The sequence below is a fragment of the Pseudomonas sp. M47T1 genome, from assembly GCF_000263855.1.
In the GTDB taxonomy this organism is placed as follows: Bacteria; Pseudomonadota; Gammaproteobacteria; order Pseudomonadales; family Pseudomonadaceae; genus Aquipseudomonas.
In genome coordinates, this window is sequence record NZ_AJWX01000002.1 from 302,458 (window position 1) to 317,260 (window position 14,803).

Annotated in this window: 14 protein-coding genes; 6 read left to right on the forward strand and 8 right to left on the reverse strand. The window is 62.4% G+C overall.

Translation table 11 applies throughout. From position 1 onward, the window contains the following. Nucleotides 1–69: 69 nt before the first annotated feature. A complete protein-coding gene (locus PMM47T1_RS03355; protein WP_008365774.1) occupies nucleotides 70–510 on the reverse strand; it encodes a GNAT family N-acetyltransferase in 441 nt (146 codons plus the stop codon). A 185-nt stretch (nucleotides 511–695) separates the two neighbouring features. Here PMM47T1_RS03355 and PMM47T1_RS03360 point away from each other — a divergent pair, with 185 nt between their 5' ends. Both PMM47T1_RS03360 and PMM47T1_RS03365 read left to right on the forward strand, forming a co-directional pair. Continuing rightward, nucleotides 696–950, forward strand: a complete 255-nt coding sequence (locus PMM47T1_RS03360) for a DUF2790 domain-containing protein (protein ID WP_043300651.1) — start codon at nucleotides 696–698, stop codon at nucleotides 948–950. Nucleotides 951–1,056: 106 nt separating this feature from the next. Further along, nucleotides 1,057–1,683 (forward strand): DUF998 domain-containing protein, encoded by a 627-nt coding sequence (locus PMM47T1_RS03365; RefSeq protein WP_008365779.1) that lies wholly within the window; start codon nucleotides 1,057–1,059, stop codon nucleotides 1,681–1,683. Nucleotides 1,684–1,818: 135 nt separating this feature from the next. On the opposite strand, the gene PMM47T1_RS03370 is transcribed toward PMM47T1_RS03365, so the two are convergent. Next, nucleotides 1,819–3,006: a trans-sulfuration enzyme family protein gene (locus PMM47T1_RS03370; protein WP_008365781.1), complete on the reverse strand. Its 1,188-nt coding sequence runs from the start codon at nucleotides 3,004–3,006 to the stop codon at nucleotides 1,819–1,821. A 143-nt stretch (nucleotides 3,007–3,149) separates the two neighbouring features. On the opposite strand from PMM47T1_RS03370, the gene PMM47T1_RS03375 reads away from it, so the two are divergent. After that, nucleotides 3,150–3,809: a LysE family translocator gene (locus tag PMM47T1_RS03375; RefSeq protein WP_008365783.1), complete on the forward strand. Its 660-nt coding sequence runs from the start codon at nucleotides 3,150–3,152 to the stop codon at nucleotides 3,807–3,809. A 205-nt stretch (nucleotides 3,810–4,014) separates the two neighbouring features. Here the strand turns inward: PMM47T1_RS03375 and PMM47T1_RS03380 are convergent, their stop codons facing one another. Further along, nucleotides 4,015–4,806 (reverse strand): helix-turn-helix transcriptional regulator, encoded by a 792-nt coding sequence (locus PMM47T1_RS03380; protein WP_008365784.1) that lies wholly within the window; start codon nucleotides 4,804–4,806, stop codon nucleotides 4,015–4,017. Nucleotides 4,807–4,964: 158 nt separating this feature from the next. Here PMM47T1_RS03380 and PMM47T1_RS03385 point away from each other — a divergent pair, with 158 nt between their 5' ends. Continuing rightward, on the forward strand, nucleotides 4,965–5,450 hold the full coding sequence (locus PMM47T1_RS03385) for a GyrI-like domain-containing protein (protein ID WP_050990378.1): 486 nt from the start codon (nucleotides 4,965–4,967) through the stop codon (nucleotides 5,448–5,450). A gap of 17 nt (nucleotides 5,451–5,467) precedes the next feature. Here PMM47T1_RS03385 and PMM47T1_RS03390 read toward each other — a convergent pair whose 3' ends face one another. Both PMM47T1_RS03390 and PMM47T1_RS03395 read right to left on the reverse strand, forming a co-directional pair. Further along, a complete protein-coding gene (locus tag PMM47T1_RS03390; protein WP_008365789.1) occupies nucleotides 5,468–7,123 on the reverse strand; it encodes a phosphoethanolamine transferase in 1,656 nt (551 codons plus the stop codon). A 105-nt stretch (nucleotides 7,124–7,228) separates the two neighbouring features. Beyond that, nucleotides 7,229–7,723, reverse strand: coding sequence for a GNAT family N-acetyltransferase (locus PMM47T1_RS03395; RefSeq protein WP_008365791.1), 495 nt, complete (start codon nucleotides 7,721–7,723; stop codon nucleotides 7,229–7,231). Between the two features lie 163 nt (nucleotides 7,724–7,886). Here PMM47T1_RS03395 and PMM47T1_RS03400 point away from each other — a divergent pair, with 163 nt between their 5' ends. Then, nucleotides 7,887–8,393, forward strand: coding sequence for an SRPBCC family protein (locus tag PMM47T1_RS03400; RefSeq protein WP_008365793.1), 507 nt, complete (start codon nucleotides 7,887–7,889; stop codon nucleotides 8,391–8,393). Here PMM47T1_RS03400 and PMM47T1_RS03405 read toward each other — a convergent pair. The 3 genes from PMM47T1_RS03405 to PMM47T1_RS03415 all read right to left on the reverse strand — a co-directional run bounded on the left by PMM47T1_RS03405 (nucleotide 8,368) and on the right by PMM47T1_RS03415 (nucleotide 13,450). Further along, nucleotides 8,368–9,573, reverse strand: a complete 1,206-nt coding sequence (locus tag PMM47T1_RS03405) for a GAF domain-containing sensor histidine kinase (RefSeq protein WP_008365794.1) — start codon at nucleotides 9,571–9,573, stop codon at nucleotides 8,368–8,370. The two genes, PMM47T1_RS03400 and PMM47T1_RS03405, sit on opposite strands and share 26 nt — an antisense overlap. Nucleotides 9,574–9,699: 126 nt before the next feature. Further along, a complete protein-coding gene (locus tag PMM47T1_RS03410) occupies nucleotides 9,700–12,276 on the reverse strand; it encodes a bifunctional diguanylate cyclase/phosphodiesterase (protein WP_008365796.1) in 2,577 nt (858 codons plus the stop codon). 115 nt (nucleotides 12,277–12,391) lie between these two features. Then, nucleotides 12,392–13,450: a diguanylate cyclase gene (locus PMM47T1_RS03415; RefSeq protein ID WP_008365798.1), complete on the reverse strand. Its 1,059-nt coding sequence runs from the start codon at nucleotides 13,448–13,450 to the stop codon at nucleotides 12,392–12,394. A gap of 271 nt (nucleotides 13,451–13,721) precedes the next feature. Here PMM47T1_RS03415 and PMM47T1_RS03420 point away from each other — a divergent pair, with 271 nt between their 5' ends. Then, nucleotides 13,722–14,786 carry an MBL fold metallo-hydrolase gene (locus PMM47T1_RS03420; protein ID WP_008365800.1) on the forward strand — a complete coding sequence of 355 codons (1,065 nt, stop codon included), beginning with the start codon at nucleotides 13,722–13,724 and terminating at the stop codon, nucleotides 14,784–14,786. The last annotated feature ends 17 nt before the right edge of the window (nucleotides 14,787–14,803 follow it).

The window sequence follows — 14,803 nt, forward strand, 5'->3', positions numbered from 1 at the left end:
ACAATCCTTGTGAGCTGAGAGACGATAATCTCAGGCTAGCACGTCATTGCCCGAGGCCGCCCATCGTGTTTACGGGGTTTTTGCCATGGCGATAAGCGCCTTGTTGCGCTGGTAGCGCACTAGCCGCTCGGCCAAGGACTGGGGTAGGTCGTAATGCTCGCGAAACCCCAGGCGCTGGTAGAACGCTGCCAGTTCCGGGTCGCAAAACAGCCACACAGTGCCTTCCACGCTGGCCGTTGCCTGCTCGATCAACGCCCGCGCGACGCCACGGCCACGCTGATCCTGGGCCACAAGCAAACCGGTCAGCCATTGGCCACCCACTACCGGGGCCAGGTTCAAGGCCGCAACAATGTCACCTTCGCGCGCCACCCAAGCCTGGGCTGTCTTATCGCCGCGCATGGATGAGCGTTGCTCGCGGTAGAACTTGTTCAGCAGCGGCCACCGATCCGGCGCCAGGGGGAGGTAATCAGTGCGCTGAGGTTCATTATTGCAGTTTCCGCAACAGAGCATGTCGTGCCTTTTGCTTTATTCCCGGTAGGGAAGTTGTATTCTATATATGTCCCCGCTGAAACATGAAACAGCCGGGATACGGTACTTCGTGTTACGCCAAACGTTTCACTCAGTGTGTAACAACTTCTTCCAGCCCCACCCGGCAAATGAAGTCAATCAGCGTGATTGCTTTAAAGGCCTCTACCATGAAAAGTCTTGTAATAGGTGCGCTGTTCGCGTTCTCGGCGGCTGCCGGTGCTGCGACATTGCCCGCTGCGCAGAACAACAGTGTTCAGGAATATACCTACGGTACTCACCTGGATATCGCCAAGGTTGTCAGTATGACCTCGATTCCCGATGTGTGTGAAGTGGTACCGGCGTCGATGACTTATCTCGACCATCAGGGCGAGCGCCACACCGTTGAATACCGGGTGATGGGCAACGGCTGCCAGAACAACTGAGGCAGCGGCCGCCGGCCCTTGCGTCGTGTGCGAGGGCGGCGGGCCGTGACGTGGCCATGCCGGCTGTAGTAAGGTCCACGCCACTTATTGCCCGCGGAGTGTTCGCTTGAAATCCCTGCCCTTGAAACCGCTGTATATGGCCGGCGTGGCCATCCCGTTCTGGTTGGCACTGGCACTGCTGATCCTGGGAAGCCTGTATCCCGATTACAGCCAGTTTGAACAGTCCATGAGTGTGTTGGGTGCGGTGGATGCACCGACGCACTTTATAGCGCCGATCATTAATAACTTTCCGCTTGGTCTGTTATTCATTTTGTTTGGGGTAAGTGTTTACAAGACATTTCCTCAGTCGGCCCTGGCGCGGTTCAGCGGCCTGTTGATTGTGTTGCACGGTTTGGCAAGTTTCGTGACCGGCGACTTTGCCTGCGATGCCGGCTGCTCGCTTGATGCACCTTCCACTACCCAGCAGATTCATCATTTGGCCGGCTTGGTCATGGCCTGGAGCCTGATCGGTGCCGGTGCCATCTGGGCGTGGCTGGGTTTGCGGCTGCAAGGCTTTCGCGGCTTGGCGTTCTTGTCCATGGCCCTCACCTTGGTCGCCCTGGTGACAGTGCCCATGGTTGCCATTTCGGCGAAGAACCTGGTGGGTCACGGCCTGTATGAGCGTGTGAACGCGTTTGTTTCGGCCATCTGGGTGGCGATCTTCGCTGTCGTACTGCTGCGTCGCAACGCCTGATACCCCGCTTTTAAGCGCCGGTTGGTGATCGCCGGTTGTAGCCGCTGCCGCCAGGCTGCGGGCCCTGAGCCTCACTGGAGCTCTGCAGTGATCGGAGGGCCAGCGCAGCCTGGCGGCAGCGCCTACGAACAGCCATTACAACGCATCCAGCGCCTGCTGTATGTCGCGCAGCAAGTCTTCCACATCCTCGATTCCCACGCTCAAGCGCACCAGTCCGTCCGTTACCCCGTACTGTCGGCGTATGTCCTCGGCCACCGCGCTGTGGGTGGTGGACGCCGGGTGGCAGGCCAGCGAGTCGGTATCGCCCAGGGACACGGCTTGGGTCACCAGGGCCAGGCTGTCAAGGAAGGTTCGCGCTGCGGCCTTGCCGCCCTTGAGTTCGAACGCCATCAGCGCGCCGAAACGGCTCATTTGTCGCCTTGCCACGGCGTGGCCGGGGTGGCTGGGCAGGCCGGGGTAGAACACGGTGGCTACCGCCGGATGCTCGTCCAGCAGCCAGGCAATACGTTCGGCGCTCAAGGACGCCGCCTCCACGCGCAGCGGCAGGGTTTTCAGGCCGCGAATCAGCAATGACGCCTCGAACGGGCTGAGGCAGCCACCAAACTGCTTCAGGCCCACGCCACGAATCTTGTCTACCAACGCTCGGCTGGCCACCACCACGCCGCCGGTGGCGTCGCCATGGCCGCCGATGAACTTGGTGGCCGAGTGCACCACCACATCAATGCCCAGGGTCAATGGCCGGGTGAGGCAAGGGGTGGCGAAGGTGTTGTCGGCAACGGTGAGTATCTGATGTGCCTGGGCGATGCGCGCGGTTTGCGCAAGGTCGACGATGCCGAGCATAGGGTTGTCCGGGGTTTCGGTGAAGATCAGCCGGGTCTTGTCGGTGATGGCCGCTTGCAGTTCGCTGGCGCTGGCGACATGAATGGCGTGCACGCCGAAACGTGGCAGCAGGGTGCGCATCACGCCTTCGGTGCCGCCGTACAGCGTGCCCACATGAATCAGCTCGTCGCCGCTGGACACCAGCGCCATCAGCGTCGAACAAATGGCTGCCATGCCGCTGGCAAAGGCTACGGCGCTTTCGCCGGCTTCCAGCGCCGCCATCTTGCCCTCCAGCGCGGCCACTGTGGGGTTGGCGAAACGGCTATACAAATAGCCTGGGCTCTCACCGCTGAAGCGCTGCTCGCCGGTGTCGAAATCACCATAGGAATAGGCCGATGCCGTGCTGATGGGCGTGGCAATAGCACCGGTGCTGGGGTCAGGTGTTTGCCCGGCGTGAACCGCCAGGGTACGGATGCCCAGGGCGGGCGCGGTGTCCTTGGCCATGACTGGCTCCTTCAAGACGTTGTCCTGTCACAGAGTAGACCGCGTTGGGGGGTGTTCGTCCTCGCCGCAATTTCTTCCAATACATTCGCCCCCACGTTCTGGCCTAATGCCCTCACGTTTTACCCCTCCTACGGATGCGTCACATGCAGTTCTCCAGCGGTTTCCTGTTGAGTCTTTCCCTGTGCCTGGACATTGGTGTGGCCAATATCGCCATGATTACCCTGGCCATGCAGCGCGGTTACCTGCAAGGGTTCTGGTTGGGGTTGGGCACCTGTTTCGGGGACCTGGCCTACGCGATTCTGGCGCTGGTGGGCATGACGGTGCTGTTGCAGTACACCTGGGTGCGGTGGGCGCTGTGGCTGGGCGGGTCGGTACTGCTGGTGTATTTCGCGGTGAAGATGCTGATCAGCGCCTGGCGCCATGACAGTGAAGTGGCCGCCGGCCAGGCTGCGGCGGGTGGTTCGGGCTTGAAGGCGTTCCTGCGCGGGATTTTCCTGGCCGTGTCGTCGCCCAGCGCCATTCTCTGGTTTGCGGCCGTGGGCGGTACGCTGATCTCCCGTTCCGGAGGCGGTGGGCTGATGGGCGCCGTGCAGTTCCTGGGCGGCTTTTTCTGTGCCGGGGTGCTGTGGTGCGCGGTGATCTGCACGGCGGCCAGCCAGGGGGGCAAGCTGTTGGGCGACCGCCTGCTGCGTTATTCCTACCTGGCATCGGCGGGCATCTTTGCCTGGTTTGCCCTATACGTCATCGGCTCCGGGTATCAGGAGTTCATTTTGGGCCACGCACCCGCCATGGCCGCGGTGTAAATAGTCCGGCGTGCTTTGGCGCAGGTGTTATACCTAATAGAACCATCCACCCAACAGGGGAGTGCTCGGCATGAAAGGCATGGATTCGAAAAAGGCTGCGAAGAAGAAACCTACCAAGACCGCTGACGAGAAACGCGCTGAGAAACGCGCGAAAAAGTCTAACGTATTCGGCCACTGACGCTGGCCAGCACCGACGAAAGCCCGCCTAGCCGCGGGCTTTTGTCTTGAAGGCCTGGGCGTAGGCGTGCGGGGTGACACCCATCACCTTGCGAAAGGCGTTGATGAAGTGGCTTTGGTCGTAGAACCCCAGTTCACTGACAATCTCCAGTGAGTGCTGTTGGCGGCGCAGGCGTTTGCGCGCCTCCAGCAGGCGCAGTTGCATCTGGTATTGCAGCGGGCCCAACCCGGTCTGTTTCTTGAAACAGCGCACGAAGTGGTATTTGCTCAGGCCCGCCACGGCGGCAAGCGCTTGCAGGTCTATTTTCTCGCCCAGGCAGTCGCGCAGGTACGCCATGCAGCGCTGCACGCTGGCGTGCTGCTCGCCCGACTTGCCGGGGCCAGGCTGCATCCATTGGCACAGTAACCCAATGAACGCCTCCTCGTGCTCGGCGCGTTGGCCCGTGGGCGTACGGGCGAAGTCGAGGATGGCCTGGTGCAGGGCGGCGTGATGGAACACGCCCTGCTCGAACGTGTTGCCGGCGAGGTTGTTATCGCGTACCACCCGGTCGATGGCGTGGGGCGCCAGGTGCAGGCTGATGTATTCCACGCCCTGTGGGCTGAATTGCGAGGCCTGCATGGCATTGGGGTTGTACAGGGTAATGCTGCCGGCTGGCGCCTCCAGCGAACGCCCGTCCAGCCAGATATGCTCCACCCCGGTCAGGTTGGTGCCCAGCACATATTCGTCGTGGGTATGGCGCGGGAAGCTGGCGGCTTCGGCCCGCACCCAGGACGCTTCCACCACGGCGCCGGCGTGCCAGTCTTCGGTTATCAGGTTCATGCCGACTTTTCCGGGGGTTGAGAGGTCAGAACGTTAACGCAAGGGGCAAATACCCCGCAAGGCAGATCACCCTGCGCCCGGTAACAGCAACTGTTTTTGTGCGCGAGCGGGTTACTGCTACGGTGATTGCAGATTAATCAGGGATGCGAGAGGTATTCATGACAGGTATTGAACCCACCGCCATTGAGCCGGTGCGCTACGAACAGGGCCGGCCGATGATCATCGCCGGGCTGTCCGACCGCTTCACCCAGGACACCACCAGTGGCATCGAGGCATTGTGGCGCGAGTTCGTGCCGTTCCTGGGCAAGGTGCCAGGGCAGTCGGGCCATGAAAGCTACGGGGTGTGCTGCAACCCGGACGGGGTAGGCGGCTTTGAGTACATTGCCGGCGTGGAAGTGGAAACCGAGCAAGGCCTGCCCCAGGATTTTCGCTGGATCAAGCTGGCGCCCCAGCGCTATGCGGTGTTCGAACACCAGGGCCATATTTCCGGGCTGGGCCAGACCTTCCAGGCAATCTGGCAGGTATGGTTGCCCAATTCGGGCCTGGAGGCGGCGGATGCGCCGGAGTTCGAGCGCTACAGCGACGATTACGAGCCGGCCACCGGAAATGGCCGGCTGGAAATCTGGCTGCCGATCAAGGACTGATCGGCAGCCTTTGCCACTTACTGGGCCGCAGTCATCGCGCGGCGACAGTCGTGGAACATGTCCAGGCCAGACTGGTACACGCCCGTCTGGATCTGGAACAGGCCCAACACCGAGTGGAAGATGTTGTCGTGGCTCAGGTCACCCTCGTCCTGCTTGGCTTTCAGGCAGGTGCGGTCGATGCCTTCCTGGGCCAGGGTGTCCTTGCCGAACCACATCACCATGGGCACGTGGGTCTGCGCTTCTGGGGCAATGGCGTACGGGGCGGCGTGCAGGTACATGCCGTTTTCACCCAGCGATTCACCGTGGTCCGACACGTAGATCATCGAGGTGTCGTACTTGTCCTGGTTCTGTTTCAGCAGGTCCACCACCTTGGACAGGAAGAAGTCGGTGTACAGGATGGTATTGTCGTACACGTTGATCAGTTCATCGTGGCTGCAGCTGCCCAGTTGGTTGGTACGGCATACCGGCTGGAACTGTTCCTTGTCCTTCGGATAGCGGTCGTAGTACTCAGGGCCGTGGCTGCCGTCGGCGTGCAGGACGATGATGGCATCATCCTTCAGGCCGTTGATGTAGTCCTGCAGGCCCACCAGCAGTGACTCGTCCAGGCAGGTGGTGCCGTCGCAGAACGGGCTCTTCTGGTCTTTGGGAATGTCGTGGTGGGGGATGCGCAGGCAGGTGCCCTTGCAGTCGCTGTTGTTGTCCAGCCACACGGTTTGCACGCCAGCACGTTGCAGGATATCCAGCAGGCCCTCGTAGGTCTTGCCCTTCTTGTCGCTGTAGTCGCTGCGCGGGAACTTGGAGAACATGCACGGTACCGACACGGCCGTGGACGTGCCGCAGGACGCTACGCGGGTGAAGTTGAGGATATCCAGCTTCTTGAGTTCGGGGTTGGTTTCGCGGCCATAGCCATTGAGCGAGAAGTGGTCGGCGCGGGCGGTTTCACCCACCACGAAAATCATCAGGCTCTTCTTCGGCCGCGCCTTGGCGTCGGCGCTCATCATCGCGTCCGCACCCACTGGCTGCACCACCACGTCCTCTTTCACCGAGTAGTGCGACTTGGCCAGCTTGGTCACGGCGTAGATGTAGTTGGTGGGGTTGATGAAGTGGGTGAGCTTGTCTTGCTGACGGAAGATAGGCGCGTAGGTGGAGTAGAACGCTGCCACCGAGGCCGCCACCACCAGCAGGCAGGCGATGATCACCAGCACCTTGTTCAGCAGGCCGGGGAAGAAGCGCCGGTACTGTACCGGCAGCCACCACACCAGCACCGAAGGCAACACGCCCAGCACCAGCAGGTAGCCGAACAGTTTCGGGCTGAGCAGCGCCTTGGCTTCGCCAGGGTTGGTTTCGATGACGTTCTGGATCATCACCGTGTCGATGGCGATGCCGTAGTTGTTCATGAAATAGGCGGCGGCCGCGGAGCTGATCGCCACAATGGTGATCACCGGCTTGAGCAGGGGCCGGAACGACGCCAAGGTCAGCAACAAGGTGAAGGTGGCCCACAGGAACAGGCCGAAGGACAGGTAGAAGCCGGCCCGCTTGACGCCCTCAAGCGTTATAAGGTTGCTCAACGCCTCCCAGGTCGCCAGGTTGTACAGCACCACCATGGCCAATGAAAACAGCAACACCAGGCGTGTTGAACTGATTTGAAACCGTCTGCCCTGACTCGCCACCATCTTCACTGCTCCTCGCCTTCAACTTGCTGTTACAAAACGTGTGCCCATGCGGGCTGGAAAATCTAGCGGGCGTACCGTCAAAAAAGCGTGAACTTGTAACATGGATCAGCGCTTTGCAAGTGCCAGGCTCAGGCAGCGCTCGAAGCCGACACGGCCGCGGTAGGCGGTGCCCCGGTCCACCCAGCCCTGGCGCGTGTATAACGCCAGCGCCGTGGTATTGCCTTCGTCCACCGACAACATCAGTTGGCGAATGCCGGGCCAGGCTCGCAGCGCCACGCCGGGTAGCGCCGTCAGGCACGCCGTGCCATGGCCACGGCCCTGTTGGCGATGGTCCACCTGCAAGGCGTGCAGGGTAGCTGCGTCGTCGTGGGCCCAGGGCGGTAAAAAGGGCGGGCGCTTGAGCAGCAGGAAGGCCACTGGCACGTCCTGGTCCAGCAGCGCGAAGCCGCGCACGCTGGGGCTGGGGCGGTGCAACAGGGTGTACAGGGCGCTTTCCATGTCGCCGCAAAACGGCTTTTGCTCGTCGAGCACGCGGATATCAAGCAGCCGTTCGCATTGGGCGGGGGTGAGTTCGCGGTAGCACACCAGTCGGGTGGTCACGGCAATGGTTCCGGTTGGGCAAGTGATGCGGCTATCGTCGCCGAAATGGCACGCCAGTGCAGCATCGGATCTTAGTAACTGCGACTTTATTCCTATTTGCGCTTTCGCGAACGTGCGGTTTTACCGCCATAGTTGCCTATTGCCCACGAAGGAGAACAATAAAATGAGCCTTCACCCCCTGCATACCCCGCCCGGGGAATTTGAACTGTCGATTACCCGCCTCATCGATGCCCCGCCCAGCGCGGTGTTTCGCGCCTGGATAGAACCGCAGTTGCTGTGCCAGTGGTGGGGGCCTCATGGCATGACCACGCCGGTGTGCGAAATGCAGCTGTGGGTGGGCGGCCTGTTCCGCACGGTCATGCGCGCCCCCGATGGCAGCGAGTACCCCAGCCAGGGCGTGTTCCTGGAGATACAGGCGCCCAGCCGCATCGTCTTCACCGATGCCTTCGGCCCCGGCTGGGTGCCGTCACCGCGTGCGTTCATGACGGCGGTCATCAGCCTGGAGGACGTGGACGGCAAGACGCGCTACACCGCCCGCGCCCTGCACTGGAGCGCCGCCGACCGCCAGGCCCACGATGAAATGGGCTTTCATGATGGCTGGGGGCAGAGCCTGGACCGGCTGGTGACGTTGGTGACGCGTCAGCTCACGGAGCCGGACGCAGCGTCCTGACCGGTTGCAGCGGCAGGTGGCAGGTGAACCGCGTGCCAGCCTCGTCAGTCGACACCACCTCCATGTGGCCGCCATGGGCCAGGGCGATCTGGTTGGCGATGTACAGCCCCAGGCCCAGGCCGCTTTGTGGCGATGAGCCGGCGCGGCGCGCGAAGGGCTGAAACAGTTGCGCCTGGATGGCCGCCTCGATGGGCTCGCCCAGGTTGTGCACCGACAGTACGAATGCCGTGTCGCGAATATCGGCGCTGACGGTTACCGGGCCTTGTTCGGCGCCGTGGTGAATGGCGTTGGCCACCAGGTTGGAAAGCAATTGCGCCACCCGGTCGCGGTCGCAGCGCAGCCCGTCCACGGCCCCCACGTGCACATCGATGTGCCGCTGCGGATGCACGCGCTGTACTTCGCTGACCACATGCCGCAGCGCGTCGCCCAGGTCATGGCGTTCGACGAGGTTGACGGTGATGCCGCTGCCCAGGCGCCCACGGGCAAAGTCCAGCACGTCTTCCACCAGTTTGGCGGCACGCTGACCGGCCACAAGAATGTGCTGGATGATACCGCGGCTCTTGTCGTCCACAGCCTTGCGCAGCAATAACTCGGCGCCGGCGCTGATGGCGAACAGCGGGTTGCGCAGGTCGTGGCCCAGCACGGCGATGAACTGCTCGCGCACCTCGGCGATCTGGCGCTCGCGAGTCAGGGCGTCTTCGGTGCGCTGGTGGCTTTCCTGATTCTCCAACTGGATGGCCAGCACCCGCGCGAACGATTCCATCATCGCTTGAATGGGGCTTTGCTTGAGGTTGGCCGGGCGCGGGTCCAACGCACAGATGGTGCCGAAAAAGCTGCCATCGGTGCGGAACACCGGCACCGAGATATAGCTTTCGAACTGGTAGAGGCGCGGGGTGTGGTGGTTGCAGTACTGAGCGTCTTCGCTGGCCTTGTCGATCACCACCGTCTGGTGGCTGGAGCGGATCTCATGGCACAGGGTGGTCACCAGGTCCAGCTCGCCGCCCACGCCCAGGCCAAAGTTCAGGTCGTCCAGCACCGCGCAGGCGGTCCAGTGGCTTTCGGTAACCCGCGCCACGGCGGCGAAACGCATGCCGGTGGTTTCGCAGATAACCTGAAGGATGGCCGGAACGGCGTCGATGCGGCCGATGGTGGCGATATCGGCTGCCATTGTATTGGCCATGGGAATTCCACTGCTGGGTGAGATGAAATGAATGAGGGTGAAATGTCCCAAAGTATGACAAGCAAATCGAGCGCTTGTTGAAATTAGTTCACCGCTCGACACCCCAGGTGTTTGGCCAACGGGGCGTCAGGGCAGTGCAGGGCTGGGCAGCGCGGTTTTTTGAGCGTTGTTGTTGCCCAGCAGCCGGGTCAGGGCCTGGCGGTCTAGGGGGCGGCTCATGAAGTACCCCTGCACTTCGTGGCAGTGGTTGTTGCTCAGGGTTTGCAGCTGCTGTTCGTTTTCCACGCCCTCGGCGGTCACCGTCAGGCCCATGGCCTTGCCCAGGTTGATAATGGCCTGTACCACCGCGCGGTCGCGGTCGGTGCTTTCCAGGGCGGCGATGAAGCGTTTGTCGATTTTCAGGCTGTCAAACGGATAGGTGCGCAGGTACCCCAGGGACGAATAGCCGGTGCCGAAGTCGTCCATGTTCAGCTTCACCCCCAATTCCTTGAGGGCGGTGAGGGTGCCCAGAGCGTTGTCGATGTCGTTCATCATCACGTTTTCGGTCACTTCCAGCTCCAGGCGCTGCGCTGGCAGGCGGGTTTGCACCAGCACATCACGCACGTCGCGTACCACATCGTTGCGGGAGAACTGCGCCGCAGACAGGTTGACCGACACTACCAAGGTTTCTGGCCATAGCCGCGCCGCGTCGCAGGCTTCGCGCAATACCCAGCGGCCCAGTTGCACGATCAGCCCGGTCTGCTCGGCCAGGGGGATGAAAGTGTCGGGCTGCAGCAGGCCGTGAATCGGGTGCTGCCAGCGCACCAGCGCCTCAACCGACACGATCTCCATGGTGGTCAGCCGGTAGCGCGGCTGGTAGTGCAGCACGAACTCCTGGTTTTTCACGGCCAGGCGCAGGTCGTGTTCCAGTTGGCGGCGGTACTGGATTTGCTCGTGCATGTGTGGGGAAAAATAGCGCCAGGTGTTCTTGCCGTCGGCCTTGGCCTGGTACAGCGCCAGCTCGGCGCAGCGCACCAGCTCGGTGGCGTCCAAGCCCTGTTTGAGCGACTGGGCAATGCCGAGGCTGGCGCCCACGTGCAGCGGTTGCAGTGGGTAGTCGATAGGCTGGTGCAGGCTGTCGATCAGGCGCGCGCAGAAACGGTCGATTTCCTCGCGGCTATCCAGCCCGCACAGCACCAGCACGAATTCGTCGCCGCCCAGCCGGGCCACCAGGTCCTTGGCGCGGGTGCACTCGCGCAGCCGCGCCGCCACTTCCAGCAGCACCGCATCGCCAGCGGGGTGTCCCAGGGAATCATTGATGGGCTTGAAACTGTCCAGGTCGAGCACGATCAGGGTCAGCGGCGGGGGCCTGGGTTGCAGGCGCAATTGCTCGAAGTAGTGGCACAACTGGTTGCGGTTGGCCAGCCCCGTGAGGGCATCGTGCATCGACAGGTGCTGTATTTGCGCGTGGGCCGCCACCTCGTCGGTGATGTCACTGGCGGTGCCGCGGTAGCCCACCACCTGGCCTTCAAACAGGATGGGCCGCGCTGACAACCGGCAATAGCGCAGTTGCCCGGCCTGGTCCCGGTAGGCGCAGCGCAGGCTGGAGGCGGAGGGCGTCCGGGGCAAACTGTGCAACCAGCCTTGCAGGGGCGTGGTTTCGCATTGCAGCAGTTGGTCGATGGTGTGGTTCACCCAGTCCTGGCTGGTGTAGCCGGTGACCACGGCGAAACGCCCGGAAAGGTAGTTGAGCCGGCAGTGCTCGTCGGTTTCCCAGATCCAGTCCGAGGCGGCTTCGGCCACGGCGCGGAAACGTTCCTCGCTGGCCTCCAGCGCACGGTTGGTCTGGTGCAGCCTGCCATAGCCCTCCTCGATCTGCCGTGCCGTGCGCAGGGCGTAGCGGAAAAACCAGGCCATCAACAGCGCCAGCACCACAAAGGCTGCCACCAGGGTTGGCAGCACTTGCCAGAGCAGTTGGTTGCCGGGCTGCGGCGCGGACCAGGTCAGGTCATAACCGCTGTGGCCCAGCGCCAGCCGTGGCTGGCCCGGCGCGCCGGTAGTGTGGCTTTGGATAGCCAGGTTCTGCAGGCCATAGCCGTTGCCCAGGGCCTGGAGTTTGGCCGGGGTCAGCAGGTCAACCAGTAGCAACACCGAGGTGTCGGCCGGCGCCGGTTGGGTGCTGTCGTCATCGGGCAGAATGGGCGAGGCGCTCACCAGTGCCGGCCAGCCGTTGAACAGGGCCACCTGGCTCACCGCCGTCGCCCCCGACGTGGCGGCCTGGGCCTGCTGCACCAACGGGCGCAGGGGCGTGGAAATGAAGTCGCCGATCTCGGCGTTGCTTAATTGGCCCAGGTACAGGCTGTATTTGGTGCTGTGGCTGTTTACCACGAACACCGCTTCGTAACCGTTCTGGGTGTAGAGCGGGGGGCCCAGGTTGCGTTGGCTGTAGGCCCATTGCACGTCGACGGCGCCGTCAAGGTGCTGGAAGGCGGTGTTCCAAACGGCATAGCTGGTAACCAGGCTGGCCGAGTTGGCTTGTCGGGTTTCAAGGGCTTTTTGCGCGTAGAACAGGGTTTGCTGCTGCTGATCGGCATTCAGGCCGTTGGCAATTTGCACCAGCATGGCCATGGCCGCCAGCAGGGTCAGGGCAAACAGGCACGCCAGAACGCTGAGCAGCTTGCGGGTAAACACTGGGTGACGCGACGCAGCGTGGGTGATGTCCATTGATCGGGCGCATCCTTGTGGCACATGCCGGAGCGGAGGGCGCACAGCACGGAGACGTCCTGATCAATAGAAGCAGATGGATCCCGAATGTTCCTGCCGGTCGTCCGATTGCTGCTCAATTGAGCAACAACAAGTCCGCCGCGCAGATATTGACCCGGTTGCGGCCGGTGTTCTTGGCCACGTACAGCGCCTTGTCGGCCTCATCCAGCCAAGCGGCCGGGTCGCACAGTTCCACGCGGCAGGCCGCCAGGCCAATGCTCAAGCTCACCCGCAAGCGCTCTACTTGATGGTGGCGGTAATCGCCGAACACCTGACGCAGGCGTTCCATGACCTCGGTGGCCTGGGCGATGGTGACGCCCGGCAGGATCACGCAGAACTCGTCGCCGCCGTAGCGCCCGGCCAGGTCGGTGTCGCGCAGGTTGCGCTGTAACTGAACACTGAGGTGGCGCAGCACTTCATCGCCGACAATGTGGCCAAAGGTGTCGTTGATGTCCTTGAAGTGGTCAATGTCGATCAGCGCCAGTACCGCTTGGCTGTGGTCGCGTTGGCAATGGCGAAACTTGCTGTTGAGCGCGTCTTTCCAGGCGCCGTGGTTGAGCAGCCCGGTCAGGCTGTCGGTGCGGCTGAGGGTGCTGAGGGTGCGTTTGTGTTCGGACAGTTGAATGGCCAGCCGGTAGCACACCCAGCCCACGGCCAGCGGGTAGAGGGTCAGCATGGGCAGGCAGGCCAGCACCTGTGCCGGGCTGGACTGCGGCGCCCAGCCCAGGCCGAATACCGTGATGGCCACCAGCATACCCAGCACCTGGGCGGCCAGGCCGTGAACAAACAGGCGCAAGCCGCCGCCGGCCACGTTGTTCATGGTGACCATGGACAGCAGGGTAATGGAGGGCAATGGGTTGAAATGCAGAGTTGCGACCCAAAATCCACAGAACAGGGCGTCGCACAGCAGGTTGCGCCGCTCCGCCTCAAAGGGCGCCGGGGACCTGCGCGCCAACTGGTAGGCAATGTGCGGCCACACCAGGCCGTTCACCGCCAGCAACCCCAGCAGCCAGCCCGGTGGCGACAGGGGGTAAACCCCTGCCAGCACACTGATCAGACAAAGGGCCGTACCCAGTACCCGTGGTGCATAAATGCGCTTGGCAAATGACAGCCCTTTGCCCGTTCGGTTTTCCATAATCTCAAGTTACCAGGCTGAAGGCAGCCGTGTGCGTGTACAGGGTTGGCTTATTTGTACAGTTTGTGCGGTTTATCGCATAAATAATGTGGAGATTGGCAGTGGCCTTGCAAGCCATTTCAGCGGTTATTCGTTCCGCCGATGGCGTAAGGACATGCCTTGCGACATGTAAGGGCTTTCCGTACGGGGCTGTAGGGGTATTCTCTATGGCTTGTGAGCACCTGAAAACAGGCGGCATTCATGCGGCCTGATCCTCGGAGTACCAGTGAACATGAGTCAATCTTCAGCGAGCGCCGGTGAAGCTGCGGCAATCGAAGAGTCCCAGGCTTCGCGACGCGTCGACGGTCAGTATCGCAACCTCAAGGTATTGCCCAAGGACGGTTTCCTGAAGAAATTGCGCATCGGCGTGAAGTACCTGCTGCTGCGCAAACCGCCGGGCACCCGGCCGCGTCAGGAGATTGCGGTGCAACCCCTGGACCGTGAACAACTGCTGGCTGCCCCGGACGACAGCCTGTGGCGCCTGGGCCATTCCACCTTGCTGATGAAGTTGCGCGGCCGGTTCTTCATTACCGACCCAGTGTTCGCCGAGCGCGCCTCGCCGGTGCAATGGGCCGGGCCAAAGCGCTTTCACCCGCCGCCGCTGAGCATCGAGCAGTTGCCGCCGATTACCGCGGTCATCCTGTCCCATGACCATTACGATCACTTGGACGAAGGCGCCATACGGCAACTGGCCGATAAGGCCGAGTATTTTCTCACCACCCTGGGCGTGGGCGACCGGTTGATCGAGTGGGGCATCCCGGCCGCCAAAGTGCGGCAGTTGGACTGGTGGCAGGAAACCGAAGTAGCCGGCACCCGTTTCGCTGCCACGCCCACCCAGCATTTTTCCGGGCGCAGCCTGTTCGACAGCAACAGTACCCTGTGGGCGTCATGGGTGATCATGGAGCCGAACCTGCGTATCTTCTTCAGCGGTGATTCGGGCTACTTCGACGGCTTCCGGCAAATTGGCGAGCGCTACGGGCCGTTTGACCTCACGTTGATGGAAACCGGGGCCTACAACGTCAACTGGCCCAGCGTGCACATGCAGCCTGAAGAAAGCCTGCAAGCGCACCTGGACGTGCGCGGGCGTTGCCTGTTGCCGATTCACAACGGCACCTTCGACCTCTCGTCGCACAATTGGGAAGAACCCTTCCAGCGCATCGTGGCCCTGGCCCACGCCCGCGGCGTGCCGGTCAGCACGCCGCAGATGGGCGAGCGGGTCAACCTGCGCGCGCCGCAAGAGGGCGGAGCCTGGTGGCAGGGCGAAGCCGCGTTGGGCGACCCGGTTTCCGTGTCTTGATGTAGCCGCTGCCGCCA

Excerpts from the sequence above, each read along its gene's own strand:
- PMM47T1_RS03355 (WP_008365774.1), bottom strand. The coding sequence starts at position 510 with ATGCTCTGTTGCGGAAACTGCAATAATGAACCTCAGCGCACTGATTAC.
- PMM47T1_RS03360 (WP_043300651.1), top strand. The coding sequence starts at position 696 with ATGAAAAGTCTTGTAATAGGTGCGCTGTTCGCGTTCTCGGCGGCTGCC.
- PMM47T1_RS03370 (WP_008365781.1), bottom strand. The coding sequence starts at position 3,006 with ATGGCCAAGGACACCGCGCCCGCCCTGGGCATCCGTACCCTGGCGGTT.
- PMM47T1_RS03375 (WP_008365783.1), top strand. The coding sequence starts at position 3,150 with ATGCAGTTCTCCAGCGGTTTCCTGTTGAGTCTTTCCCTGTGCCTGGAC.
- PMM47T1_RS03380 (WP_008365784.1), bottom strand. The coding sequence starts at position 4,806 with ATGAACCTGATAACCGAAGACTGGCACGCCGGCGCCGTGGTGGAAGCG.
- PMM47T1_RS03385 (WP_050990378.1), top strand. The coding sequence starts at position 4,965 with ATGACAGGTATTGAACCCACCGCCATTGAGCCGGTGCGCTACGAACAG.
- PMM47T1_RS03390 (WP_008365789.1), bottom strand. The coding sequence starts at position 7,123 with ATGGTGGCGAGTCAGGGCAGACGGTTTCAAATCAGTTCAACACGCCTG.
- PMM47T1_RS03400 (WP_008365793.1), top strand. The coding sequence starts at position 7,887 with ATGAGCCTTCACCCCCTGCATACCCCGCCCGGGGAATTTGAACTGTCG.
- PMM47T1_RS03405 (WP_008365794.1), bottom strand. The coding sequence starts at position 9,573 with ATGGCCAATACAATGGCAGCCGATATCGCCACCATCGGCCGCATCGAC.
- PMM47T1_RS03410 (WP_008365796.1), bottom strand. The coding sequence starts at position 12,276 with ATGGACATCACCCACGCTGCGTCGCGTCACCCAGTGTTTACCCGCAAG.
- PMM47T1_RS03415 (WP_008365798.1), bottom strand. The coding sequence starts at position 13,450 with ATGGAAAACCGAACGGGCAAAGGGCTGTCATTTGCCAAGCGCATTTAT.
- PMM47T1_RS03420 (WP_008365800.1), top strand. The coding sequence starts at position 13,722 with ATGAGTCAATCTTCAGCGAGCGCCGGTGAAGCTGCGGCAATCGAAGAG.